Source organism: Bradyrhizobium sp. GW821-FHT13H05, assembly GCF_058804065.1.
In genome coordinates this window covers 24,339-49,871 of record NZ_JBXAPO010000001.1, presented here as the reverse complement: position 1 = coordinate 49,871, position 25,533 = coordinate 24,339, and the positions used below count along the sequence as shown (strand labels likewise).

At 59.7% G+C, this 25,533-nt stretch carries 17 protein-coding genes and 2 pseudogenes; 17 read left to right on the top strand and 2 right to left on the bottom strand.

Annotated elements, in window-relative coordinates; genetic code table 11:
* Positions 1–62: 62 nt before the first annotated feature.
* Both dld and AC1RR3_RS00210 read right to left on the bottom strand, forming a co-directional pair.
* Complete coding sequence (gene dld, locus AC1RR3_RS00215) at positions 63–1,835, bottom strand: D-lactate dehydrogenase (RefSeq protein ID WP_492818166.1); 1,773 nt, start codon at positions 1,833–1,835, stop codon at positions 63–65.
* A 10-nt stretch (positions 1,836–1,845) separates the two neighbouring features.
* A complete protein-coding gene (locus AC1RR3_RS00210; protein ID WP_492818164.1) occupies positions 1,846–1,971 on the bottom strand; it encodes a hypothetical protein in 126 nt (41 codons plus the stop codon).
* Between the two features lie 590 nt (positions 1,972–2,561).
* On the opposite strand from AC1RR3_RS00210, the gene AC1RR3_RS00205 reads away from it, so the two are divergent.
* The 17 genes and pseudogenes from AC1RR3_RS00205 to AC1RR3_RS00125 form a co-directional block, all read left to right on the top strand.
* Complete coding sequence (locus AC1RR3_RS00205; RefSeq protein WP_492819746.1) at positions 2,562–4,589, top strand: methyl-accepting chemotaxis protein; 2,028 nt, start codon at positions 2,562–2,564, stop codon at positions 4,587–4,589.
* Between the two features lie 662 nt (positions 4,590–5,251).
* A pseudogene (locus AC1RR3_RS00200) lies at positions 5,252–5,878 on the top strand (FAD-binding oxidoreductase); the annotation flags it as partial.
* 513 nt (positions 5,879–6,391) lie between these two features.
* On the top strand, positions 6,392–7,123 hold the full coding sequence (locus AC1RR3_RS00195) for a Crp/Fnr family transcriptional regulator (protein WP_492818162.1): 732 nt from the start codon (positions 6,392–6,394) through the stop codon (positions 7,121–7,123).
* 343 nt (positions 7,124–7,466) lie between these two features.
* On the top strand, positions 7,467–8,474 hold the full coding sequence (locus tag AC1RR3_RS00190) for a SphA family protein (RefSeq protein WP_492818160.1): 1,008 nt from the start codon (positions 7,467–7,469) through the stop codon (positions 8,472–8,474).
* A gap of 441 nt (positions 8,475–8,915) precedes the next feature.
* Positions 8,916–10,406: an aldehyde dehydrogenase family protein gene (locus AC1RR3_RS00185; RefSeq protein ID WP_492818158.1), complete on the top strand. Its 1,491-nt coding sequence runs from the start codon at positions 8,916–8,918 to the stop codon at positions 10,404–10,406.
* Between the two features lie 489 nt (positions 10,407–10,895).
* Positions 10,896–12,419: a MocR-like pyridoxine biosynthesis transcription factor PdxR gene (gene pdxR / locus AC1RR3_RS00180; RefSeq protein ID WP_492818156.1), complete on the top strand. Its 1,524-nt coding sequence runs from the start codon at positions 10,896–10,898 to the stop codon at positions 12,417–12,419.
* A gap of 334 nt (positions 12,420–12,753) precedes the next feature.
* Positions 12,754–14,118, top strand: coding sequence for an FAD-dependent oxidoreductase (locus AC1RR3_RS00175; RefSeq protein WP_492819744.1), 1,365 nt, complete (start codon positions 12,754–12,756; stop codon positions 14,116–14,118).
* Positions 14,119–14,189: 71 nt separating this feature from the next.
* On the top strand, positions 14,190–15,809 hold the full coding sequence (locus AC1RR3_RS00170; protein ID WP_492818154.1) for an ABC transporter substrate-binding protein: 1,620 nt from the start codon (positions 14,190–14,192) through the stop codon (positions 15,807–15,809).
* Positions 15,810–15,932: 123 nt separating this feature from the next.
* Positions 15,933–16,727, top strand: coding sequence for a carbohydrate ABC transporter permease (locus AC1RR3_RS00165; RefSeq protein ID WP_492818152.1), 795 nt, complete (start codon positions 15,933–15,935; stop codon positions 16,725–16,727).
* Entirely contained in the window at positions 16,724–17,668 is a 945-nt protein-coding gene (locus AC1RR3_RS00160) for a carbohydrate ABC transporter permease (RefSeq protein WP_492818150.1), read from the top strand. The genes AC1RR3_RS00165 and AC1RR3_RS00160 overlap by 4 nt, the downstream gene beginning before the upstream one ends.
* A gap of 28 nt (positions 17,669–17,696) precedes the next feature.
* A complete protein-coding gene (locus AC1RR3_RS00155; RefSeq protein ID WP_492818148.1) occupies positions 17,697–18,782 on the top strand; it encodes an ABC transporter ATP-binding protein in 1,086 nt (361 codons plus the stop codon).
* The gene (locus AC1RR3_RS00150; RefSeq protein ID WP_492818146.1) at positions 18,779–19,843 is read left to right on the top strand and encodes an ABC transporter ATP-binding protein; all 1,065 of its coding nucleotides are present in this window, start codon (positions 18,779–18,781) and stop codon (positions 19,841–19,843) included. The genes AC1RR3_RS00155 and AC1RR3_RS00150 overlap by 4 nt, the downstream gene beginning before the upstream one ends.
* 58 nt (positions 19,844–19,901) lie before the next feature.
* Positions 19,902–20,300, top strand: a complete 399-nt coding sequence (locus AC1RR3_RS00145) for a nuclear transport factor 2 family protein (RefSeq protein ID WP_492818144.1) — start codon at positions 19,902–19,904, stop codon at positions 20,298–20,300.
* Positions 20,301–20,346: 46 nt separating this feature from the next.
* A complete protein-coding gene (locus AC1RR3_RS00140) occupies positions 20,347–22,533 on the top strand; it encodes a molybdopterin-containing oxidoreductase family protein (RefSeq protein WP_492818142.1) in 2,187 nt (728 codons plus the stop codon).
* The gene (locus tag AC1RR3_RS00135) at positions 22,533–22,838 is read left to right on the top strand and encodes a ferredoxin family protein (protein ID WP_492818140.1); all 306 of its coding nucleotides are present in this window, start codon (positions 22,533–22,535) and stop codon (positions 22,836–22,838) included. The genes AC1RR3_RS00140 and AC1RR3_RS00135 overlap by 1 nt, the downstream gene beginning before the upstream one ends.
* 381 nt (positions 22,839–23,219) lie before the next feature.
* Entirely contained in the window at positions 23,220–24,470 is a 1,251-nt protein-coding gene (locus tag AC1RR3_RS00130) for a molybdopterin molybdotransferase MoeA (RefSeq protein ID WP_492818138.1), read from the top strand.
* 804 nt (positions 24,471–25,274) lie between these two features.
* Positions 25,275–25,532, top strand: a pseudogene (locus AC1RR3_RS00125) (M20/M25/M40 family metallo-hydrolase); the annotation flags it as partial.
* Position 25,533: the final 1 nt, after the last annotated feature.

Below are 25,533 nucleotides of genomic sequence, written 5' to 3'. Positions count from 1 at the left end.
ATACGCGTCCTAAATCTCAGGTTTCGGTAAAAGCACGAAGAAAAGTGACACTTGGCGATTACCTAGTGGGCCGCCGGTTCGGCTTTCCAATGCGAGCACTTGCTTGTCCTGCCAATCCCTGGATTGAACACGTTGCAGGGGTCCAGGGACCTGTAGTGGTCGATCAGCGCCGGCTTCGCGTGATAGAGGTGCCCGACGTTGTGCTCAGCCGGATATTCGGCGCCGCGGTCGTCGAGAAGACGCAACATCTCCTCCTCTATCGCTTGGCAATCATTTCCCTTCATGACGATGTAGTCCTGGTGGAATACATGGCAGAAGAAATGACCGTAGTAGAGCTTGTGCAATAGCTTGGAGTTGATGTCCGACGGAAGGTGTTCGAACCATTCCTCGTCGTTACGACGCAACGCGATGTCGAGAGCGATGATGTCCTCGACCTCGCGCGAGTGAATTGCACGATAGCGGATTGCGGCACCCGCGGCGGCGAAGCGATGGAGAAGCGCCTTCTTCCCTTCCTCCTCTGTGCACGTGAAGAAATCACCGCTTCCGGACGGAAAGATCGACCGGAGATATCGAGAGGCCTCCTCGATGCCGTCATTGCCCATCTGCAAGATCAGGTGGTGCTCGAAGCGGTGGCGGTGGTCCCTCATGCGCCTCGGAAGATGGCACGGGAAGAGTGAGCTAACCGCCTGCATGATCCGGTCACTGAGGTGGCTCGGCAGAAACGGCAGGCGCTCGCAAAAGGCGTCGATCCGTGCCTTCGTAGCGAACCACAGCGGCATAAAACCCGTTCCGAGGAAATTGATCGCGAGAAACGCGTCCTTGCCGTATTTTTCCGCGATGTCGAACGCGGTACGGTGTAGATATTCGCCGGAAATTGGAAGCGAGCCGAACCGAGACAGCATGTGACGGCGTATCATTCCGAATTCGGCCGGATCGTTTGATCCGATGTAGAACACGCTGGTCCTCTCAGTCTTGGGGAAGGTGTCGAGGCGAACCGCCATCAGCATGACCTTGCCGGCGCTACCGGACGCCTCGTACAGTCGTCGAGGATCAGCATTGAACCGTGCGGCGCCTTCGGACTCGATTTCCCGCACGTGGATCGAATAGTCGTGGTCCGAGGCGAGCTTGTTCGGGTCATTCGTGACGTCGGCTTCCGTGAACCGTCCCTTCTCCAGATTTTCCAGTATCGCTTCCGCGTCCCGGCCCAAATTGATTCCTAGATGGTTCACCAAATGGAGGGAGCCTTCTCCGTCGAGACGGGCGAACAGGGCCAACTGCGTGAAAGCTGGACCGCGATGGATCAAAGCGCCGCCCGAATTGTTGCAGATGCCTCCGAACACCGAGGCGCCGATACAAGATGAGCCGATCACCGAGTGGGGATCACGCCCGATCGGTTGCAAGGCCTTCTCGAGTTGATAGAGCGTAGCACCCGGCAAGCAGACAACCTGCTCCCCTTGGTTAATGAGATGGATGCCGGCGAGACGCATGGTGTTGATCAAGACTATGCCGCGGTCGTACCCGTCGCCGTCCGGGGTCGATCCACCCGTCAAACCCGTATTGGCCGCCTGCATGATCACGATTTTTTCGGCGGCGATGACGCTTTTCAGTACCCGCCATTGTTCGACGAGCGAGCCTGGGCGGACGACGGCGATTACAGGACCACGTCCGAAGCGAAAACCCGTAGAAAAGCTCCGGGTCGCCCCCGCGCCTGTAAGCACATTTGACCTCCCGACGATCGTCCGAAGCGCATCGACCAAGGCAGCGTCGTCAGACGGACCGGAGCAACGGTCATTTTTGCTCGTTGTCGCCGAGCTGAATTGAAATCGGGAATGCATGAGAGTCCGATCAGTCGAGCGTATGGATGACGCACGCGTCGGTCCGCCTTGACAATTCTGCTTCGGAAGAAAAACCCGTCGATCCGAGGAAGTCCCGCCCCATCATCAGCGCAATCGCGTTGAAACTCGTCTTCAAGGCATATCTCCCACTGCAGTCTACGCGTGCCGCCATCGTTAGCTCCGTGGCGTTGAATCTGACCCAGGCATCGCGGCGAGCTTGGTGGTGTCCAACTGGTCAATCAAGGCCGGCATGCTTCGTGCCCCCTTGTCGAGCGTCCGCTCAGGGTAGCGAGAAAGTCGCCAAGTCGTCTCCCGCGCGTGAAAAGAGCACCCACGATTGGCTCTGAAAAGTACCACAGATACGCCGATCGATAGTACCAAGCGGGATTTTGTGGTCACTCGCTTCCCGGTCCAGCACCCACGTACGAGGGACACGCCCGGCGTCGCCGGACCCGACCGTCAGGTTTGCGACGCGCAAGAGACCTAATCATCTGCAGATCGGAATTTGTACGCGGATCAGAAGTGCCGCGACTACGCATGAAATATCATTGCTGTGGCACCATTGAGTCAGCGTGCCTTGGTCCTTTTCGAATCGAAAACTAAGCCACGATCTATAGCTCGTTGCCTGCGGCCGCGTACGAGGCGAGGACCGCTAGCAGATCGCCGCGACGAGTCGGACTGAGAGTCGGCGTGGCACCAGCATTAGGGGGACGAATGAACGGGTCGATGGGTCTCAGGAAGCAGACGAGGGGACTTTGGTACGTTCTGAGATTTCGCGCGAAAATCATACTGGGCTTTGCCATCGTGCTCAGCATCTCCGCCATCAGCATGGGGATTGCGTCTTTCGGGTTCGAGCGAGTCTCGAGCGGCATGGCCTCCTATCAGGGCATCGTCGCCGAGACCGATGCCGCACGGGATATCGATCGGGAACTAGCCGTGTATCAGAATCTCGTGCGCTACTATGCGATGAGTGGAAATGCTGCCGACGAGGCCGCGGCCCACGCGGCCGAAGCCGATTTGGGTAACGCGATCAAGCGTGCCGAGAGCGTCACAAGCGCGGCACGTCGGCAACAGGTCTCAGACCTGTCGAGGATGTTCGATGAATTCACCGAACTGTTCGGTCAAATCGTCGCGCTGAAGGCTGAGAACACAATCATTGCGTCCAAGCAGCTCTCGCCGACGGCTGACGTGTTCCGCAATCGGCTTGCGGGTCTCGCAGATTCCGCAGAATCGACCGAGGCGAACTCGGTTCAATCGACCGTCAATGAATTGGAGACGCAGTTCGCCCTGGTTGCCGCGAATGTGGGCAACTTCGTCACCAAGACGGACCCACTCATTGCTAAAGATGAGGCCCGCCTGATGCTCGCTCTACAGATCAGCGTCGCGGAGCTCAAATCCTCGAGCGAAACCCTGATGCAGGGAACGAAGGAACTGTCCCGTCTCCTGGGAGCCTACCAGGAGGCCTTCTCAGGATTCGTCGAGAAGTCGCTCAAGGTCGAAGGTTTGACGGGCAAGATGGGAGTGGCGGCGGCCGCGATCGTCAAGGACGCAAAGGTCAACAAGGACGATCTGAAAGCGCAACAGCAATCCATTTCGAAGCAGTTCAGTAAAGTTGCTCAAGACACGGCGCGTTTCGTGACGATGCTTGGTGTTGGCGGCGTGGTGTTCGGCGCAATTCTTGCGTGGTTTCTCGGGCGAGGCATTTCCAGGCCTATGACGGCAATGTGTGCCGCGATGAGAGAGCTCGCTAGTGGCAATTTCGCGGTCGTGCTTCCCGGACTCGGTCGCAAGGATGAGATCGGCGAGATGGCCAGCGCCGTGGAGGAGTTCAAGGTGCAGGCCGTGGCGAAAGCAGAGCGTGAAGCGTCTCAGCGAGAGCACCAGAATCAGGCGAGCGAGGCTGCGCGTCGTGCCGATCTAAACCGATTTGCAGACGATTTTGAATTGGCTGTGGGAGGCATCGTCTCGAATGTATCTTCGTCGGCGAGACAGCTCGAAAGTTCTGCGTTTTCGTTGACGCGGACGGTCGAGATGACGCAGGAGTTGTCGGGACGGGTTGCCGACGCGTCGGGTCAGGCATCGGCCAATGTGCAGTCAGTCGCCTCCGCGACAGAACAGCTTTCGGCGTCCGTCGGCGAAATAGGACGGCAGGCTCAGGAATCGAGCCGTATAGCGGAATCGGCCGTGAGACAGGCCGAACGGACCGACGGACGGATCGCAAAACTATCGCACGCGGCGCTGCAGATCGGGAGCGTTGTGAAGATTATCACGGCGATTGCCGAACAAACCGATCTGCTTGCGCTGAATGCGACCATCGAAGCCGCCCGTGCCGGCGAAGCGGGACGCGGATTCGCGGTCGTTGCATCGGAGGTGAAATCTCTTGCGAGCCAGACAGCCAAGGCGACCGATGAGATCTCTTCGCACATCGTGGGTATGCAGGAGGCTACGGAGATGTCGGTCGCGGCTATCAAAGAGATCAGCGAGATTATCAGTCAAATTTCGCGGATTTCGGGAACGATCGCGACATCCGTCGAACAGCAGAGCGCGGCGACCCAGGAAATCGCCCGAAATGTTCAGAACGTCGCTCACGGCACTCAAGAGGTTGCGGGCAGCATTACAGACGTGAATCGTGGTGCCAACGAAACCGGTATGGCCTCTGGTGAAGTGTCGAACTCAGCGCGGATGCTTTCTATCGAAAGTACCAGGCTTCGCGAAGAACTGGATCGTTTCATGGCCTCGGTTCGGGCTGCCTGATGTTTGACCGCCTTGCACGCCATAAACAGGTCGAGCCGCTGTGCTTTTACGTATTTAGTCGTGGCCGCCGACTGTAGCGCAAGCCACTTCGCCATGATCAGGCATTCCAATCTCCCCACTTCGGGTCGTGTGGTTGTCACCCAGTTATCGCAATTTGATTTAAGCGGCGACACGGTCGTTCCTCGCTTCGTCACCGTCCGACGAGAAGGCCGAGCCTGGTGCCATGGCATCTGTCGAGCTTGTCCACACTCGTCGATTTCAGTGGTTATCGTGCTCTGGTACTACGAGGGAGTGCCTTGTTGGTCCTTTCCACAGGCCAGCATCAACGATTACTCGTGACGGCTTCGGCATCGGATCCAACACGAAGCAATCTATTATGCTCCGATACCTCGCCGCTTCGTTCTCCCAAACTGCGGGACGCGCGCCGTCCTGCTTTTTTGGCGAGCGGGTGGTTACGCCCGGGGGCGGGACAGTCCGGCGCCATTCGCACGCGAAATCGAAGCGTCCGTATTTGCACTCGAGCATGCGATGTCCCGTTGTGGCATCCACGCAGAGGAACTCGACGCGACGACGACCACAGTTAATTCGAGGCGGCCCAAGCAGCAGGCTCTGAAGGGCGCTATCGACACTCTGTCGTCGTGGTTTGGTAACCGGTTTGCTAGGTTAGCGCCTGCTATTTAAATTCCAGGCTGGCGCTGCCGGAGACGCTGCTGCTGGTGGAATTCCATGGCAGCGAAACCGAGGTCGTGGAGCAGTCCAAGACTTTCCCCGGCATCGCGCGCGATTGCGGCGGCGGCGATTTCTCTTGGACCATCAAGCCGGAGGAGCGCACCAAGCGATGGCATGCCCGACATGACTTCTATCGGTCGGCGAAGACGTTGCGGGAAGGCGACAACGTGAATGTGGTTCGGACCGACGTGTGCGTGCCGGTTTCGCGCCTCGCGGATTGCGTCAGCGAAACCGAAGAGGATTTGAAGTCGCTCGGTCTTACGTCGCCGATCGTCGGCCATGTCGGCGACGGCACTTTCCATTACTTCCTCGCCAGCAATGTGAACGACCTGGACGAAATGGCGCGCGGCGAAGAGTTCGTGCATCGCCTAACCGCTCGCGCGCAATCGATGGACGGTAGCTGCACCGGAAAGCATGGCGTCGGACAGGGCAAGCAGATGTATCTGAACACCGAGTTGGGCCTGGAGGCTTTCGGCGTCATGCGGGCAATGAAGAAGGCGCTCGATCCGCAGAACATTTTCAATCTTGGCAAGATTCTGTCGGTGACGCAGCATTGGTGACCGATGGCCGTCGCGCGCAGCACTCGCTCACCGGCGTCGATCCTTGTTGCGCACTTGTTAGGCCCGCAGGGCCGTGAAAGCTCAAATTATCGGCGGTTTGGCACTACCGAGCCTGCATGTCTTGGTCCTTTCCGGGACCAATCGGCGATGCTTTGCTTCCGAAGCACTCTTTTCGAAAATCGTGAGGATGGATGCTTCACGCAGGCAAGGATTCAAATTGCGGTTATTCACTGAAACCAAGAATTGTCGAGTGGCGATGCGCTCCCATTCAATTGAAAAATGCCGTTCGTCACTGCGTGTATCTCGGGCCGTTACGTGAACTACGAAGCACCTCCCGCGCTCGGCAGCGAGCGCCCGCGAGGGCCGACGACGGCGCGACCCGCACGGAGGGTTGGCGTTGGGCCGCTCGTTGGTAGGCAATGTTGCATCGAACATCGGTGGCTTGATCGTGGAATTTGTTTGATGCCACTTGTCTGGTCGATCCAGCGTTGACCGGACCAAGGATGATGTTCCATGCCGCACGGTCAGAATAGGCTTCCTAGGAACTCCATTCTGCACAATCTGCCTCGAGCAGACCTATCGATCATTCAGCCGTTTCTTCGGCCGGTCGTATTGAAGGCCCGTACGATCCTGCACGAGCCGAGGGGGCGTGTGGAGTATGTGCACTTCATCGAGACCGGCATCGTATCGCTTCGGACGCTTGCTGTCGGCTGCACGCTCGAAACGGCCATGGTGGGATCGCAAGGCGCTGTCGGCGTATCGGTTGCGCTGGGCACCGACACGCCGGTTCATCAATCGATCGTGCTGGTTCCTGGTACCGCATTGAGAATCCATGTCGAAGACTTGAAAGGCGTCATGAAAGAGCGCCCGTTGGTTCGAGAACATATCCTGCGGTATGTCCAAGCACTCCTGATCCATTCCTCGCAGACCGCGCTGTGCTGCGTCAGGCACAATATCGAGGAGCGCCTTTCCAGCTGGCTTTGCCTGGCTTGCGATGCATTCGAAGGCGATGTTCTGCCGATAACCCACGATCATATCGCGGTCATGCTGGGATTGCGCCGCGCCGGAGTCACGGAAGCGCTGCTGCGCTTCGAGAGCTCGGGATTGGTGCGGAAGATGCGGGGAGTACTCGAGATTCGCGACCGTGAGCTACTGAAGCGACGGGCCTGCAGTTGCTACGTGAGCATCGCGAAGGGCTATCTATCGGTGCAATCCATTCAGAGCGCTTTAGGGCTTGTCTCGTAGCGATGGCAACCGCAGTTCTCTGCGTCGAATCGATCGATAGTAGTCATTCTTCTTGGATAACGCGGGCGACGTGATCGCGCGAATCGCAGGCGCGTGCGGCGATGCGAGCCCTGCGTGCGAGAAGTAGTCCCGTCGTCGCAGTCCCGCGAACCTGCGGTCTGAACGCCATTCGCCGAAGGGTTCTGTCGAAGGTCTGTACGCTGCGTACCGATGTGGCACAAAAAAGCTACAGATGAACGGGCTCATAGAGTGTTCGTCCGCTGCGTACCAAGTTTGCTCTCCCGATTATCGCTCCATAGGTGACAGTGCCGTGACGCTAAACCTAAGCATCGGGGGAGTTTCAATGAAGTCGATTGGTAAAGTTATGTGGGCGGCGGCAGGCATTGCCGCGTTGGTGGCTTCGCCGGCGGCTGCGAACGAGGGAGGGTTCGGAGCCGTGGGCAAACCCGGCGCCTACATCGGTTCAAGCGCCTCGGTTCCGGATCCCGGCGTATACATGTTCAATCAGGTGTTTTCGTATCAGTCGAACTTCACCGGTCCGGGCGTGAATAGCGCGCTCGGAGGAAATACGAAGGTAGGCGCCCAGGCTGCGGTCGACGTCCAAGGCTTTCTTTGGGTGCCTGGCTGGACTTTTCTCGGCGCCACTTACAATGCCGTTCTAGCTCAGCCATTCATCATGGCGAGCGTCGGCAGTCCCATCAATTTCCAGGCGAGCGGTGTTCACAACACCTTCTTCGTTCCGGCGGAATTGAGTTGGAAGCTTGGCGATAGCGGATTCGGGGTCAAGACCGGGTTGGGCTTCTGGGCTCCGACTGGAACAATCCAGGGAGCAAACGGCCTTGGCAACATCGGAAATCCTTGGTGGACCTACGTGCCGGAACTGATCGTTTCATATCAGAAGGAAGGTTGGAATCTCAGCGCCGCCTTGACCGCCGAGATCAACACCAAGAACTCCATCACGAACTATACGTCCGGCAGCGTCTTCAAAGCGGACTTCACCGCCACCAAAACGATCGGAAATTGGACGTTCGGACCTGTCGCGTACTACTACGGCCAGGTCTCCGACGACTCTTGTCCGGTCGGCTGTACCGTGGTTGGCGGAACCTCGAGAAACTCCCAGCGATACAATGTCTGGGCGGCGGGCGGCCTGGTTGCATACAACTTCGGCAAGGCATCGCTCCAAGTGTGGGCGACCCAGGAAGTTTCGGCCAAGGCGTCGAACCCTGCGGCGTTCGTATCGACCGGTTCGGACTTCTCTTTAATCCCGCAGGGCAGCACGGTATTCGCGACGCTCAGCTATCGCATCTGGGCGCCGGACGAAGCGCCGGCGGCTAAGCTGTACCGAAAATAGGCCAACCGAGACGACCTCCAAGCGCCTCCGCGGTCGGATAGATATCTCAGTGGCGCCCGTCTGCATCCAAATGGCCATCGCGGATCATCTATCCGCGGTGGCTTATTCGTCTCTGCGCCCTGCGGTGACTGCTCAGGCGCGTGCAAACGGGGCGCAGGTTTGACGCTCCCTACAGGACAGTTCGTCCGCCCGGATCCACTTCTTACCGAAACAACCAAAATATTGATTGGCACCATGCGGTGCCACGAGGTTGGTCCTTTTCAGAACCAATCACCGATGGTCTCTCGAAGCAGTCAATCGGCCATCGATGCAAACACAACGCGATCGAACCGTTGGCACGCAGACGTGAAGAATAAGTCGCGACATCTCGCGAAGCACGACAGTCGCAAGCCGACTGACGTCCGGAGATGTATGTCATCGCGTTCAAAATGGAGGACGGCCATGAATAAGATCGATTCGAAAGCTTTCGCAATCGGTGAATTCCTTTCGCAACCAATCAAAATGCACATCGGCGGCGAGCAGGTTGCCGCATCGAGCGGAAAGACCTTCGAGACGCTCGATCCCGGCACCGGAAAGCTCCTTGCGCGGGTGCCGGCAGCGGAGGCAGCGGACGTCGACGCCGCAGTGGATGCGGCGCGTCAAGCGTTCAACAAGACGGCCTGGAGAAGCATGCCGCCGAAGGATCGGGCTGTCCTTCTTCATAGACTTGCGGACCTGATCGACAAGCACACTCCGTTGCTGGCTGAGATCGAGTCGCGGGACGTCGGCAAGCCCCGTGCGCAGGCGACCGCATTCGACATCCCGCATGCGGCGCAGACCTTCCGATACTACGCTGATCTCAGCGTGAACACGCGACATCGCGAGCCGTTTCCGGTATCCGGAAACGATGCATGGTCGGTCAGGCAGCCGCATGGCGTGTGTGGCTTCATCTTTCCCTGGAACTTTCCTTTCTTGTTGCTCGGATGGGGCGTTGCCCCGGCGATGGCTGCAGGCAACACGATCGTCATCAAGCCGGCGGAAGATACTCCGCTGTCCGCGCTCGTCTTCGCGAGACTTGTGGAAGAGGCAGGCATTCCGAAAGGTGTAGTGAACGTCATCACGGGACTGGGTTCGACCACGGGCTCCGCTCTCTCATCCCATCCTGGTATCAACCGGATGTCCTTCACCGGCTCACCAGAGATCGGCAAGCTCGTGGCCGAGGCCTGTGCCCGCAATCTTGTTCCCACCAAGCTCGAACTCGGCGGAAAGGGAGCCGCAATCCTTTTCGACGATATCGCAGTTGAAAGCGCCGCAGAGGCTCTGGCGGCCGCGGTCACGTTGAACGCCGGGCAGGTCTGCTGCACGGCGACCCGTTGGATCGTGCACGAGAAGGTCGCCGACGCGTTCATCGCCAAGGCCGTTTCGACGATGAAGGGAATGAAGGTCGGCTACGGCGGAGATGAGGCGTCGCAGATCGGTCCCCTCGTGAGCGACAAGCAGCGCCGCCGCGTGCTGGGCTACGTGGAGCGTTCGACGAAGGAAGGCGCGGAAGCCTATCTTCCCGGCGGTGTCGCCGATGTTTCCGGCTACGAGGAAGGCTTCTACGTCAAGCCGGCGCTTCTCGGTGGAGCACCCGACAACATCTGCGCACGCGAAGAGGTCTTCGGCCCCGTCGCCTACGTGATGAAGTTCAAGGACGAAGAAGAAGCGGTAGCGTTGGTCAACAGCAGCCCGTACGGTCTCGCGAACAGCGTGTGGACGAGCGACCTCGACCGAGCGACGCGAGTGGCCGAGCGTCTGGTCGCCGGAAATTCGTGGATCAACGCACACAATCTCTTCCCGCACGGAGTGTCGTATGGTGGCTGCAATCTGAGCGGCTGCGGTGGCGGCGTGCTTGGTCCCGATACGCTCGAAGACTACTACCGCAAGCAGTCGATCGTACGCCCGCTCTAGAACCCTCGCGAGCTGCTCCAATACTTGGTTCGCGTCGCCCGTTAGCGGCGCGAACCGGAAATGGCGCTCGACCCGGAGATCGCTCTCCGGGTCGGGTGTACGAGACAAGTCGTCGTCGGATCGAGGCCCTTCGCTATGTCGGCAATAGGCCGATCGACGCATGTTTCGCGCTTGATACAGCAGGGGAGGAGGATTAGGTGAGCCGGCTTCGTCACCTTCGGCCCCGAGCAAACCCTATGCCGTCATCCCAACAGGATTTGCATTGGCAATCCGCGTGCGCGCTGAATGGGCTCTCGGAGGTCGCAGCCGTCCATCGACAATGCTTCGGTTCGACGCGGAAATGCGGATCGTCGAACACGGAGGCCGGCCACTCGACAAAGACGCGGAAATCTTGCTTTCATAGCGACGAAAGGTAGATGCCCGGCTGAATCGTTGGTACGTTCGGAAAGGTTGCGTCTGCCAACTCTGGAAAGCCGAAAGGGTTGACCTGTGGAATTGGCGCTCACGCTCGATGCAAAGTCGGACAAATCGCTTCAGGCGCAGATCTTCGATCAAGTTCGATTGCTGATCCTGGACGGTCGCCTGCAGGCCGGAATGTCGCTGCCACCAACCAGGTTGTTGGCCGAGCGGTACCAGGTGTCCCGGAACACCGTTATCATCGCCTTCGATCGTCTGGCAGCAGAAGGGTACGTAGAACCCCGAGGTACGTCCGGATTGTTCGTAACGACGATCCCTCCGGACGACCTTCTGCTCGTCAGCAGCCCGCGTGCACCGTTGCGGACCAACGGTCCAGTACCCCCAGAGGCCGGCGAGCCTCTCCTCTGCTTTGCAGGTTCTCCCGGTGGTGGAGAAGATCGTCCAACCATCGATTTCTGGGTCGGTCGGTCAGCAGCGAGCGGCTTTCCCCTCCGTGTCTGGCGCCGTATCGTCACGAAACTTCTTTCTGGGGAATCCCAGTATCTCGCGGACTACTGCGATCCGGCCGGACTACCGCAATTGCGGAAAGCCATCGCCGATCACCTCGGAAGAACCCGCGGCATGCACGTGACGACCGACCAGATCATCGTGACTGCAGGCGGTCAGGATGCGCTCAATCTCGTCATGAATCTTCTGCGCGGCCACACGGAAAACCTATGCATCGAAAATCCGTGCTACGCGGGCGCTTCGATGATCTTTCAAAGCGAGAAACTTCCGATCGAGCCCGTGCCGGTCGATTCGGAGGGCATCAGGACGGACTGTCTACCAAACAAGCCACGCAGTCTGATCTACGTCACGCCTTCGCATCAGTATCCTACGGGCGTCGTCATGACTTTGAGCCGCCGCCTCGCGCTGCTCAGGTGGGCGGACGATACGGATAGCTACATCATGGAGGACGACTACGACAGCGATTTTCGGTACGATGGACCTCCACTTACGGCGCTATCTGGATTGGATAGGGGCCGACGCGTCTTCTACGTCGGCACCTTCTCCAAGTCGGTCGGCGCAGGTCTGCGGCTCGGCTTCGCGGTGGTGCCGCAGATATTCTCCGAGGATGCCCGCATGCTCAAGGCCAAGATGAGCAACGGTCAGTCGTGGCTCGAGCAATGTGCGCTCGCCGAGTTCGTCAGCGACGGGCATTTCGACCGGCATGTGCGCAAGCTGCGTCAGCTCTACAAGAGCCGTCGAGACGCTCTCATATCCGCGCTGCGCAAGAAGTTTCGCGAGCCGGTCATCACGGGGCAGGATAGCGGTCTGCATCTCGTCTGGCGTCTGCCGAAGGGCATGCCGAGCGCGCTCGCCATTCAGATGAAGGCCCGGGCCGCCGGTGTCGGCGTGTATGCCCTGTCCAGCGGAAGTGCCTTCGACTTCGATGGTACGGCGCCCGACGACACGTTGATGTTCGGCTATGCCTCGCTACCGGAGAACAAGATCCTGGAAGCTGTCGAAAAGCTAAACGGCATCATGCGCGAGATGAGTTCGAAAGCACCTGCTCCTAGGTCGCACGAGTCCGCGCTAGAGAACGGAAGTCGTTAGAGGTAGCGTCGCTAAGCAATGCGCTCAATATTCGACGACTAGTAGGGCCGTAGTTCGGCTCTTTTCAAATGGGACGAGAGGCACTTAACCGCGTTCCGGCCAGACCACCGCTCCTGTTGCGATGCAGCAAATTGTTTCACGCTCAGGCGGTTTGTGACCATTTTTGTGGCGTTGGTTGCTGCACCTGCACAAACAATTGCCTTCTTGGACCCATTGGTTTCAGCCCTTTTGGCACTTTTCAGAACCAAGCCTTCAGCCTCTTCTAAACCTACGCGGTGGGAGGGGCCAATTTGGTGCCCGACGCGATGTTTCAAGAGCGTTGGGCATTTGATTGATGACTTTCAATATTGCCATAGTTGGAAGTGGGCCCGCCGGGTTCTTTGCTGCCGATGCCGTGCTACGCTCCGGCATTCCGGTCCAGGTCGACATGTTCGATCGCCTGCCAGTCCCCTTCGGCCTGGTCCGCCACGGCGTGGCGCCTGACCATCAGAAGCTGAAGGCCGTAACCGCCGTATTCGAGCAGATCGCGGACCATCCCAACTTCCGTTTCGTCGGCAATCTGGAAGTGGGACGCGACGTCCAGATATCGCAGCTTCAGGCCGCCTACCATGGCGTTGTCCTCGCCACCGGCGCGATGAGTGACCGCCCGCTTGGCATTCTCGGCGAGGGCCTGCCGGGAAGCGTCTCCGCCACCGAACTGGTCGGCTGGTACAACGGCCACCCGGATTTCCGCGACAAGAGCTTCGACTTCTCCCATCCGTCCGCGATCGTGATCGGCAACGGAAACGTCGCCTTGGATGTGTGCCGGATCCTCGCGAAGAGCGTCGAGGAACTGCGGCGTAGCGACATCTGCGAGCATGCATTGGAGGCGCTTTCGGAAAGCAAGATCACGGACATCTACGTGGTAGGCCGCCGAGGACCGGCGCAGGCGAAATTCACGGGCAAGGAGTTGCGCGAGTTCGGCGACCTCGAAGAAGCGCGGCCGACCGTCGATCCGGCCGAACTCCGTCTCGACGAAGCGTCGACCGCCGAGATCGCAAGCTCGCCATCCGCGTCGAAGAATCTGGAGATTCTCCGCGGGTTCGCGCAGATGCAGGAAGCATCGGCGAAACGGAAGCGCATTCATTTTCGCTTCCTGCTCGCACCCGCCTCGATACAGGGAAGGACGCAGGTGGAGCGGGTCGAGTTCGAAAGACTGCGGCTTTCCGGACAGGCTGGCAGCCAGACCGCCTCGACGACTGGCGAGCGGATATCGATCCCTTCGCATCTCGTCGTCCGGAGCGTGGGGTATCGCGGTACGTCGGTCTCGGGCGTTCCCTTCGATGAGCGCTCCGCGACCATCCGTCAGCGGGATGGACGTGTCGTCGGCAACGACGGCGTCGCCGTTCCGGGCATGTACGTCGCGGGTTGGATCAAGCGTGGTCCGAGCGGGATCATCGGCACCAACCGTGCGTGTGCAATCGACACGGTCGACGCGCTTCTGGCCGACCTGAAGACAGCCGAGGGCGATCCGAAGGACGTTTCGCGCGACCTGCTCTTCGCGTCGCTTCGCGGTCGGTCTCTCAAACTCATCGACTTCCAAGGCTGGCGCAGGATCGACGCGCTTGAACGGGCGGACGGAGCGGCGAAAGCCAAGCCGCGCGAGAAACTGACGAGGGTCGCTGCGATGCTGAAGGCATCGCAGCAGTCGCTGGCCTGACATCAGAAGTGGGGTTTCGCGACATCGAACAACGGCAGCGTGGCACAGCCACAGATATGGGGAACTGAAGCATGTCTTACGATAAGTCGAATTCGTCACGACGGGATTTCCTTAAGACCACGACCGGACTGGTCGCCGCTGCGGCCTTGGGCGGCGGTGGCTCGTTCGTCTCCTCTCCGCTTAGCGCGGCCGAGTATGCTCCTGGCATGACAGGTGGCCCTACCGGCTTCGAGGGCGCCGAGCGGCTTCAGTACAACGCCAGCATGTCGGAAGGCCGGGCCATCGAAGGCATCAAGGCCCTCAAGGCGGCTGGAAAGGCTCCAAAGAAACTGACGGTCCTGCTGCTCGACGGTTCGATCGATCAGATCCGCAAGCCGTTCCGTGACGGCGCCATGTCGCCGCTCGACGTGTGGATGAAGGAGACGGGCATCGAAGTCGAGATGATCGGCGCGACGCCGGACGACATCTTCAAGAAGGTGATGCAGGACGTCACGACCGGTGACGGCGCATTCGACATCTATACCGGCCCCTGGAATTCCACCGGCGACCTGGTGTCCTCGGGCGGTGCGACCGACGTGACCGAGTTCGTCAACAAGTACAAGCCGGATTGGAACGATCCGGAGCGCGGTGTCGCCACCGAGGCGTTCGGCAAGCAGCTCTACACCTACAACAATAAGAACTACATGGTCGGCCTCGATGGCGACACGCTCGTCTGGTACTACCTGAAGAGCCTCTACGAAAAGCCCGAGGTGAAGGATGCCTTCCTGAAGGAAGTCGGTCGTCCGCTCGTCGTGCCGAACACGTGGGAAGAGGTCGACGCGATCTCGAAATTCTTCACCGGCAAGGACTTCGGCAACGGCAAGATGTACGGCAACGGCTGTCTGATGAGCCGCTTCTGGGGGCTTCCGACCTTCTACACGCGCCTCGCATCGATGGCCTTTCCGAACAACTACTTCTTTAACGACGAAGGGATGCCCAACCTCAATACCGAACTGGGTATCAAGTGCGCCGAGGAGCACGTCCGTTCGTTCGAATGGTCGCCCCCCGATGCGCTCAACTTCACCTTCCTCGAAGGTTGGAACTCGCTCTGGAATCTGCAGGTCCCCCAGATCTGCACGTACACCGCGATCGCGAAATACGGAGACGGCAAGAAGCCGGACGGCACTCCCAAGTCGAAGGCCACGGGAATGATAGGCGCCCACGATCCGGTCGGCCGCAAGTTCGGCGACAAGATCAACCGTCGCGCGGTCATGTACTACAGCGTCACGGCGTGGATCTCGCCGAAGTCCAACAACGCCGAAGCCGCCTACCTCTTCCTGCAATGGCTCAGCTCGACCCGGACCTTCACGCTGCTGATGGCGAGCCCGACCGGATTCTTCGATCCCTTCCAAAAGGCGAACTTCAATGAGCCGCTGGTTGCCTCGAACTATCAACCTTACGCGATGAAGACTATCCCCTATTCCATGGCTCGGTCCGTGCCGACGCTCAATTTCGGCGGTCAGACGGCGCTCGACAACGCGCTGGACGAAGAACTCCAGGCGGCGTTGACGAAGCAGAAGACTCCGCGTCAGGCGATGGACGCCGCACAGGGCAAGTGGGAGCAGATCATCCGCCGTCAACGCGGCAAGGGGATCATCGAGGCGATCAAGGCCAGCCGCGCATCCTGGCCGATGGGTGCCGACAGCATCTGACCTGAATGAAACGGTGCCGGGCCCGCAGCCAATGCGGGTCCGGCGGATAGGAGCAGGAACGTGCGGACGCCGATACGAAGCCAAATAGTCAGATATGCCCTGGTCATCGCCGGGTGCGTGGTGGTGATCTATCCGTTGCTATGGATGGTCACCATGGCGTTCAAGCCGTTCGCGGAATGGACGACTGGAAGCGGCATGACGTGGTTTCCACGCAATCCGACGCTGCAGAACTTCGAATTCGTCATCTTCGGGCACGCGGAAGGGCTTGTCGTCAGCCTCGACCGCAGCATCGCTGGGCCGTTGATGGCGAGCCTGATCACCTCGATCTGCGGCACGTCCCTGGCGGTCGTGACGGGAACGCTGTCATCCTACGCAGTGGTCCGGTTCGGGCTCATGTCCGGATTGCCGTTGCAGGTCCTTCAACTGCGGCTGTTTCCGCCGCTCGCCGTTATGATCCCCGTGATGGTCATGTGGGCGTTCATCGGCGCCGTCGATACCTGGTGGGGCCTGTCGCTGATCTACGGCATCGTTACGTTGCCGTTCTCGTTCTGGCTGATGAAGACCTTCTTCGACGAGGTCCCCGTCGAGATCGAGGACGCGGCGCGGGTCTCGGGCTGTTCGTACTGGCGCGTCTTCTATCGCATTACCCTGCCGATCGTCGCGCCGGGGCTCGCGACCTGCGCGCTGTTCGTCTTTATTTTGAATTGGTCGGACTATCTGCTCGCACTGCTGCTGACCCAGAAGAACTGGATCACCTTGCCCATCTACATGTCCACGCTGACTTCGCCGATGGGCGGCCAGATGTACGGAATGAAGGCGGCGTTGGGAATGATCGCGGCGATTCCTCCGGTGATCTTCGGATTGCTCATCCAGAAACACCTCGTGAGAGGCCTCACCTTCGGAGCGCTCAAGCAATGACCGAGACGGCAGCCGAGCCCGTTCGCTCCGAAATGAAGCAGCCCAGCCGCGGGTACTGGTCCAGCGTCGCACACGACGGCCGTATGCTCGGCTTCTGGTTCGTCGCCCCCGCGGTGCTGCTCCTGCTGTTCATCGTCGTCTTTCCGTTGGCGATGCAACTGTACCTCAGCTTCACCTGGTGGACCCCGCTGGATGGTGTCCGCTGGTACCGCGCTTACGAAAGCTTCAACAGCGGCGACAACTACCTGAGGCTGGTCTCCGACGGCGCGATGTGGGCCGCGTTGGGTCGGACCGTACTCCTGATGGTCATCGCCGTTCCGGCGCAGTTCCTGCTTGGTCTCGGTCTGGCCTATCTTTTCATGGAGCGGTTCGTCGGCCGCAAGCTGTTCTACTCGATCATCCTGACCCCCATGATGATCGTTCCCGCAGTCGTCGGCCTGATCTTCTTCCTGCTCTTCCAGGGCACGGGACCGGTGAACGACACGTTCGGTCTTCCGATCAGTTTCTCCTGGCTGACCGACGTGCATCGGGCCATGCTCGCAGTCATCATCGCCGATACGTGGCAGTGGACGCCGCTGATGTTCCTGATCCTGCTGGCGGGAATGCTCGGAGTGCCCTCCGATCAGTTGACGGCCGGGCGCCTGCTCGGTGCGTCCAATTGGCAGAACTTCATCAAGATCATCCTGCCGCGGATGAAGCCGGTCATCGGCATCGCTCTCGTCCTCCGGGCGGTCGAATGCTTCAAGATCTTCGACATCATCTTCGTGATGACGAAGGGAGGCCCCGGCGTGGAGACCGAGACGATCTCGCTCTATCTCTACAAGAAGACCTTCGCGGATCTCGATTGGTCGTACGTCGCCGCGATCGGCCTGACGATCCTGTTCTCGCTGAGTTTCCTCGCTGCGCGCGGCATCTCCTACGCGGCGAAGAAGAAAGGCTGATCCCATGACGTCCGTCCAGATAAGAAACGTGACCAAGCGGTTCGACGAATTCGTGGCCGTGAGCGGATTGAACCTCGACATCGCTCAGGGCGAGTTCATCGCACTGCTGGGCCCGTCCGGCTGCGGCAAGACGACGACGATGAACATGATCGCCGGACTGGAAGACCCCAGTGAGGGATCGATCGCGTTCAACGGAAGCGATCTTTCGGGAATGCGCCTGCAGGACCGCAACATCGGATTCGTCTTCCAGAACTACGCGATCTTCACGCATCTGACCGTCTACAAGAATCTTTCCTACGGTCTGGAGGTGCGTCGCATCGCCAAGCATGAGATAGACCGCAAGGTGCGGGCGATGGCCGAGCGCATGGGGCTCGTCCACCGTCTGCATCGGTCCGCCAACAGTCTGTCCGTCAACGAGATGCAGAAGCTTGCGATCGGCCGTTCGGCGATCGTCGAACCTCGCGTCTTCCTGCTCGACGAACCGCTGTCGAACCTGGATGCCAGCTTCCGCGCCTACATGCGGGCGGAACTCAAGGTGCTTCAGCGCGAATTCGGCCAGACGATGATCTACGTGACCCACGATCAGATCGAAGCCATGAGCCTCGCCGACAAGATCGCGATCATCGACAAAGGTCGTCTGATGCAGTACGGAGCGCCGCTCGATGTCTATAACGATCCGCACAACCGCTTCGTCGCGAACTTCGTCGGCAGCCCGCGCATGAACCTGCTCGACGGAAGGCTCGAAGAGCAATCGGGTCGGCTCAAATTGCTGCTCGACGGCGGCGCCGAAATCGCGTTGTCCGGCCGCGCTGCTGTCGATTTCGCCCGCGCCCGGTCGGCCCAGGGAGGCTCGCTCGGGATCCGTCCGCAGCACATCTACGTCGGAGACCGTCGATCGGCCGACGACATGGAGCTGAGAGGGCACGTCGAGGAGATCGAGCGCGTCGGGCCGACGCGGCTCGCCTATCTGCAGGTCGGGGATACCCGCTTTTTGTCCGTCGACGAGCAGGCCCGTTTGAGCACGGGCGAGGAGATCGCGTTCTACCTGAGTGCGGAAAAGAGCCTGGCATTCGATCTGGCCACCGGCGATCGCCTCGACGGGAGGCTGCAGTGAACGCCATCACCATTCGCGGAGTCGTCAAGAGCTACCCGAACTTCACGTTGGGGCCGATCGATCTGGCCGTGCAGCGCGGAGAGCTGTTCGGTATCCTCGGTCCGCCGTCCGCCGGCAAGACCAGTATACTGAAGCTGATACTCGGCCTCGTGAAGCCGGACAGTGGCCAGATCCTGGTCGGTGGAACGGACGCGAAGGAGATGGAAGTCGCGGAGCGGCAGATCTCGATGGTCTTCCAGAATCTCGCACTCTTTCCGCACATGAGCGGCCTCGAGAACATCACGTTCGCGCTGTCCGAACGGGGGCTTTCGAAGAAGGAGATCGCCAGACGTCTGGATGCGGTCTCGGACGTGCTCCATGTCGGCCATATCCTGCACAAGAATCCCGCGCAGATGTCGGGCGGCGAGCGACAGCGCATCGCGTTGGGCCGTGCTTTGGCGCCTGACACCCGTGCTATACTTCTGGACGAGCCCATTGCGGCGCTGGACGCTCGCCTGCGCGAGGAGATGAGGGTCGAGCTCAAGCGTCTGCAGCGGACCAACAACCAGACCTTCGTCTACGTTTCGCATGACGAAGAAGAGGTGATGGCGATAGCGGATCGTGTCGCGGTCGTCATCGATGGCCGCGTGGCCCAGATCGGCGCTCCGGACGACGTTTACAACAGGCCGATCACGGTCGCAGTAGCGACGCTCGTCGGCTCGCCACCGATGAACCTGTTCCACGGCAGGTTCTCCGACGACGGGCACCGTTTCGAGTGCGGCAAAATGGTTGTCGAGATCCCGATCGGAAACGCCGTGCCGGCTGGAGCCAAAGGAATTCTCGGCGTCCGCCCGGAGGACATCCACCGGTCCACGGACGGCTCGGGTACGGAGATCGGCGTGAGCTCGATCGAGCCGCTCGGCGGATACACGATCGTCAACGCATTGTTGGGCGACCAACTCATCAAGATCAGGGTGACTGGCCAGCTCGAGAGCCCTGATGACTACACGCGGTCGGTCGTATTCGACGCGAGGCGACTGCATCTGTTCGACAGTGAAGGAGACCGCCTCGGCACAAAGTGACTTAAAGAGTCCAGCGATCTAGCACCCAACGACACTTCAAAAACCGAAAGGACTACTCATGCGACAGTCAGTAGCCGCGACCACGCCGAGCGACGAAAAGCTCGTTCTCGAGACGATCTCGACCTATCTCCAGGCCCTCTACAAGAACGACAAGGGCTTGTTCATGGATGCGTTCGCAGAGACCGCGAACGTCTCCCACTGCTCGATCGCCGACGAGAAGATGACTGTCTGGTCGCTTCCGGACTTCATCGACGTGGTGGACGGCCTGCATAAGGCGAATGGCACCGTCGAAGAGTTTCACACCGATCCGGACGTCGCCGTAACGGGGCCTGTGGCGAGCGTGCATGTACCGTTTCTTCTGAAGCTCGGCTCTCAGGAAGTCACCGGAACGGACGTTTTTGCGTTGGCTCGCGCCGGCGGAAAGTGGAAGATCACGAGTAAGCTGTACTCGGCGTAACGATACCGACAAGGAAGCCAGTCTCTCGAATCGATGGAGCGAAAAGATGAGTTCCGAAAAGACGACGGTAAAAGGTGCTTGCCCGCAGGATTGCCCTGACACATGTGCTTTTATCTATACTGTTGAAAACGGACGCTTGATCGATGTGAAGGGAGACCCCGAGCATCCCGTGACGCAGGGGCGCCTCTGCACCAAGCTGAACGACTTCGCCAAGCACCATTACAACCCGAATCGCATCCTCTATCCGATGAAGCGCGTCGGGCCGAAGGGTGCCGGCGAATTCGAACGGATCAGCTGGGCGGAGGCGCTCGGCGAGATCAAGAGCCGCTGGACCAAGATCATCGACGAATTCGGGTCCCAGGCGATCATGCCCTGCAGCTATCTGGGCCAACAGGGCGTCCTGAACGGCCTGACCGTCGGCGACGCGTTCTTCAACCGGCTCGGCTCGACCGTGGCGGAGAAGACGTTCTGCGGCGTCGGCCGAGACGTGGGAGCCCACCTCACCATCGGTGGCTCGACCGGCGTGGATCCGGAGAGCCTGGTCCACTCCAAATACATCATCCTCTGGGCTGTCAACACGCTCAGTACCGGCAATCACCAGTGGCCCTTCATCGCCGAAGCGAAGCGCAGGGGCGCCAAGATCGTCGCGATCGATCCCCTCCGCAGCAAGACCGCGGCGCAGGCTGATTGGCACATACCGATCAAACCGGGCACCGACGCAGCACTCGCTCTGGGCATGATGAACGTCATCATCTCGGAAGGGCTGTATGACCGCGACTACGTCGAGAAATACACGGCGGGATTCGACGAACTCGTTGCGCGGGCGGCCGAATACCCTGTGGAACGCGTCTCGTCGATCACTGGCATCCCCGTGCAGGACATCCTCACGCTCTCGCGGGAATACGCCACGCAGGCTCCAGCTGTCATTCGGCTTGGTGTCGCGATCGAACGCAACCGCAACGGCGGCCAGGCTGCCCGCGCCATCATCTGTCTGCCGGCCCTGGTGGGAGCCTGGAGGCACGTGGGCGGCGGCTACATCGGCATCACGATGGGAGCATTCGCGTTGAACTGGGATGCCATGTGCCGTCCCGACTGGATCAAGGAAGGCTCGCGCGTCTTCAACCTCAACAATCTCGGCAAGGTTCTGCTCGAGACCTCCGAGCCGCCCATCAAGTCGATGATGGTCTACAACGTCAATCCGGTCGTCCAGGCGCCCGATCAGGAGCGGATCAAGAAAGGTCTGATGCGGGAAGACCTGTTCCTGGTCGTGAGCGAACTGTTTATGACAGATACGGCCAGATACGCCGATATCCTGCTGCCTTCCACGATGCAGGCCGAGCAGACGGATCTGATGTTCTCGTGGGGACACTTCTACTGGACGTACAATCACAAGGCGATCGAGTCTCCCGGCGAGACCATCCCGAATTCGCAGCTGTTCCGGCTTCTGGCGGAGACGATGGGCTTCGACGAGCCCGAATGGGCGCGAACCGACGAGGAGATGATCCGGGACTTCATCGATTGGAATTCCCCTTTCATGGAAGGCCTCACCCTCGAAGGTCTGAAAGAAAAGGGCTACATGAAGGTTACGGCGGGAGACAAGGATCTCCGTGCTCCCCATGCCGAAGGTAATTTCCCGACTCCGTCGGGCAAATGCGAGTTCAAGTCCAGCGAAGCCCTGCAGGGAAACTTCGTTCCGCCGCCATTCAGGTCGGGATACGTGGCTTTCCAGGACGGAAGCTACATCGATCCGCTGCCGGACTACAATTCACCCTTCGAGTCCGAGGGTAGCTCGCCCGACATCGCCTCGAAATATCCGCTCAACATCATCAGCCCCAAGGCCCACGGCTTCCTGAACTCGCAATACGCGAACGAGGTCAAGCAGCAGAAAAGGGAAGGCGTTCCGGTGCTCATCATGCATCCGGACGATGCCCAGTCTCGCGGCATCGTCAACGGTGACACCGTCAAGGTGTCCAACGACCGGGGCGCGTTCGTGGGATCCGCGGTCGTGTCCGCCGACACGATGAAGGGCGTCGTCGCGAGCTTTCTGGGGCATTGGTCCGCGGATTCAAAATCCAAGAGCGCGGTGAACTCGATCAGCTCTGATCGCGTCGCGAATATGGGTCGCGCTCCGACCTTCAACGACAACCTCGTCGAAGTCGCTAAGATCGACAACGATGCGATCGTCGCTCTAGCCGCGAATTCGCGACAACCTGCGCTTTTGGAGCACGCTTGATGACGCACGTCGTAACTGAAAACTGCACTGGATGTCGTTTCACGGACTGCGTCTCGGTGTGTCCAGTCTCCTGCTTCCACGGCGACGACGAACGGCTTTACATCGATCCAATCGCATGCATCGATTGCGGAGCCTGCAAGCCGCTATGTCCCGTTTCGGCGATCGTCGAGGACATAGATCTCGACGACGATCAGTGGTTGGACGTCAACGCAGAAAAGGCCCCGGCTCTTCCCGTCGTGAGAACAAAGCAGACGCCTCTGCCGGGTGCCGAGGCGCGGCGGGACGTCAGTGTTGGAAATGCCTGACGGGTCTTCGAACGGCGCAGATCGCAGACGACAGCCGCGCCGTCGGACCGGAAAACGACCTTTGAGAGGTGGTCCCGGTGATGTCACTCGACGACATAGCGTTAATGCAGGAGACGCTGCAACGATACCTTCGCATAGTCGCTCGGACGGGCAAGGATCCGGTCCTGCAGCACCTCCTGCGAATGACTATCCTCGAAGCGTAGAAAATCCGAATGAGGCGCTGGAACTCGGTCAGACAGAAGAGGTAATTCCATGTCGCGGCCATTCCCCGCCGACGCATTTAGCCGATCAGCGCTGCAGCTGCCATCTCGCGAAGCGGTAGCTTCAGACTCGGCTAGAACCCGGACGTGTGATCGCGATGAAGCATCGGAAGACGGGACATTGAGCAAGGCAGCCCTCATCCAGCTCGAAGAAGCCATCCGCATCGCAACGTCTTTCGCCCAATTCATCGAGCGTTCGGAGTTCGTGCCGCTGGCTTTTTCGATCGACCGTAGGCTTCGGCGCGATCTCGCTGCGCGGCTCGAGATGCCGCCGTTCGACCAGTCGGCAATGGACGGGTACGCATTGTCTGGACCGGGACGGAGCGAAACGTATGCGATGCGCGCAGCGGGTAGCGTGAGGCCAGGCCAAGTTCCGGGATCGATCGCGCCAGGACAGGCGACGAGGATTTCGACCGGCGCGCGGGTGCCCGCCGGTGCCGACCGCGTGGTACTCCAAGAGCATGCGGAAAGGCAGGATGACCGGGTAGTTTTGACAAAGCCGGTTGAGGCAGGCGCAAACATTCGGCTCCGGGGGGAAGACGTCCGCCACGGCGAACATCTTCTGCCAAAGAGAACGAAGCTCGATGCACGCAAAGTGGCGCTGCTCGCATCGCAGGGTATCGCGGCAATTGAGGTGCAGACACGACCTCGCGTCGCCGTCGTCTCTACCGGGAGCGAACTTCGGCAACCTGGCGAGCCGCTGAACATATCCAGCGTCTACGATTGCAACAGGCCGATGCTCATGGCGATGGCCGCCCAGGCCGGAGCGCAAGTCGTGGATGGCGGGCGTTGCGTGGAGGACGAGGCGGAGCTCGCGCGATTGGTCTCCGACCTGTCGAAGGATGCCGATTTCGTGCTCTTGAGCGGCGGATCGTCGATCGGCGAAGGAGACGTGACCTCAGCAGGATTGGCTCTCGCAGGGGCGACGCTGCGCAAACTCAACATCGCCATGAAGCCCGGAAAGCCGGCCGTGGTCGGCAAGCTCGGGACCACCTCGATACTGGCACTGCCGGGAAATCCCCTTGCTGCGTTCGTCTCGTGGTTCATTCTCGGCAGGTCGATGATGTCGACCATGCATGGATCGACGTCGGCCGTGCTCGAAGGACGCAATCTCACCGCTTTCAACGGACTACGCAGACCGATTGGCAGAACCGAGTTCGTGCCGGCGAGGCTTATCCGTGGCGAGCAACAAGAGCTAGTTGAGTTCCTCGGTGGAGGTTCAGGTCGCCTGCTTCCGTTGTCCCATGCCGACGGGCTGGCTTGCATCGAGGCGGTACGCGGAAGCGTACTTGTCGGCGAGCACGTGTCGTTTCTCGAATTCGAAGGAGCGAACGACCGACAACCCACTCGGCGCGGATCAATAGATGACTAGCCGTGTCGGAGTCGAGGTAGGGAGTCGTTGATACTCGTCAGTGAGCACGTTATTCTTGTTCCATTTCAAGTTGGTGAGCCGCTGTAATTCGATGACTTCACGGAATAGGAGAGGTTCGAGACGGGATGGCGTAAATCGCGGTGCAGAAGTACTGGGGTACGACGGACTTCCTACTTCTCTTGATTTCATTGCCAATCTACTGATCGCGCAATGTCGGGCCGTCATTAACAACTTCCATTCGCGACATGGTTTTCGTTCGTTACCCGACATTCTGTGGAAGTCCGGATTTCAATCTATCATTCAAAGTGACAGGGATCTGCGAAGGGTCCTTCGATCAGCAGCAACCACGCGAAAAGCTCACGAGTCAAGGCAAGGCTTCGTTTATATCGCGGCTAACATGCTTGCGTTGGAAGTACTCGCAGCCGACTTGGGTGGCTGGGCGTCTTCAACACTCGGGTCCGCTCAAGAAGCCCGTGAACTCGTGAACAGGGCGCGGCTTGTCTCGCCGGTAACGTTGTTGGGGTACTATATCTTTCCGTCGAGAGATCAAGACAAGGCAGCAATCAATTTATTAATTGCGCCGAACGATGAGCATGGACTCCGTCTACAACCCCGGCGTTTATCTGCTCAGGATAGGTAATGCCGTTCGCATTCAACCTTGCATAAGCGGCTTGTTCATTGTCTTCGGCAGCCTACGACGTTGACCGCGGGCAACACAATGGCTTAGCGCGTCTCGCGGTTGCCGTTATTGGCAAGCTCACTTGCCCCTATTCATCACGACGCCCTCGCCGGTTTAGCTCGGATACTCGTTTCAACGAGGGACTGGTTGGGGCCATCGAGAGCGCCACGAAGTCCTTGGGCTACGCCTTCCGCCGCATCACTTCTGGCGCCGGGCACGATGCATGCAACCTGAGCACGGTCATGCCGGCGGCGATGGTATTCGTGCCATGCAAGGATGGCATCAGCCACGATGAGCTCGAAGAGGCCATCCAGACGGACTGCGCCGCCGGCGCTAATGTGCTCTTGCACACCGTCTTGGCGCTCGCAGGCGTCGCGTCCTGAA

Coding starts and splice junctions, on each gene's coding strand:
- dld (WP_492818166.1), bottom strand. CDS start 1,835: ATGCATTCCCGATTTCAATTCAGCTCGGCGACAACGAGCAAAAATGAC.
- AC1RR3_RS00205 (WP_492819746.1), top strand. CDS start 2,562: ATGGGTCTCAGGAAGCAGACGAGGGGACTTTGGTACGTTCTGAGATTT.
- AC1RR3_RS00195 (WP_492818162.1), top strand. CDS start 6,392: ATGCCGCACGGTCAGAATAGGCTTCCTAGGAACTCCATTCTGCACAAT.
- AC1RR3_RS00190 (WP_492818160.1), top strand. CDS start 7,467: ATGAAGTCGATTGGTAAAGTTATGTGGGCGGCGGCAGGCATTGCCGCG.
- AC1RR3_RS00185 (WP_492818158.1), top strand. CDS start 8,916: ATGAATAAGATCGATTCGAAAGCTTTCGCAATCGGTGAATTCCTTTCG.
- AC1RR3_RS00175 (WP_492819744.1), top strand. CDS start 12,754: ATGACTTTCAATATTGCCATAGTTGGAAGTGGGCCCGCCGGGTTCTTT.
- AC1RR3_RS00170 (WP_492818154.1), top strand. CDS start 14,190: ATGTCTTACGATAAGTCGAATTCGTCACGACGGGATTTCCTTAAGACC.
- AC1RR3_RS00160 (WP_492818150.1), top strand. CDS start 16,724: ATGACCGAGACGGCAGCCGAGCCCGTTCGCTCCGAAATGAAGCAGCCC.
- AC1RR3_RS00145 (WP_492818144.1), top strand. CDS start 19,902: ATGCGACAGTCAGTAGCCGCGACCACGCCGAGCGACGAAAAGCTCGTT.
- AC1RR3_RS00140 (WP_492818142.1), top strand. CDS start 20,347: ATGAGTTCCGAAAAGACGACGGTAAAAGGTGCTTGCCCGCAGGATTGC.
- AC1RR3_RS00135 (WP_492818140.1), top strand. CDS start 22,533: ATGACGCACGTCGTAACTGAAAACTGCACTGGATGTCGTTTCACGGAC.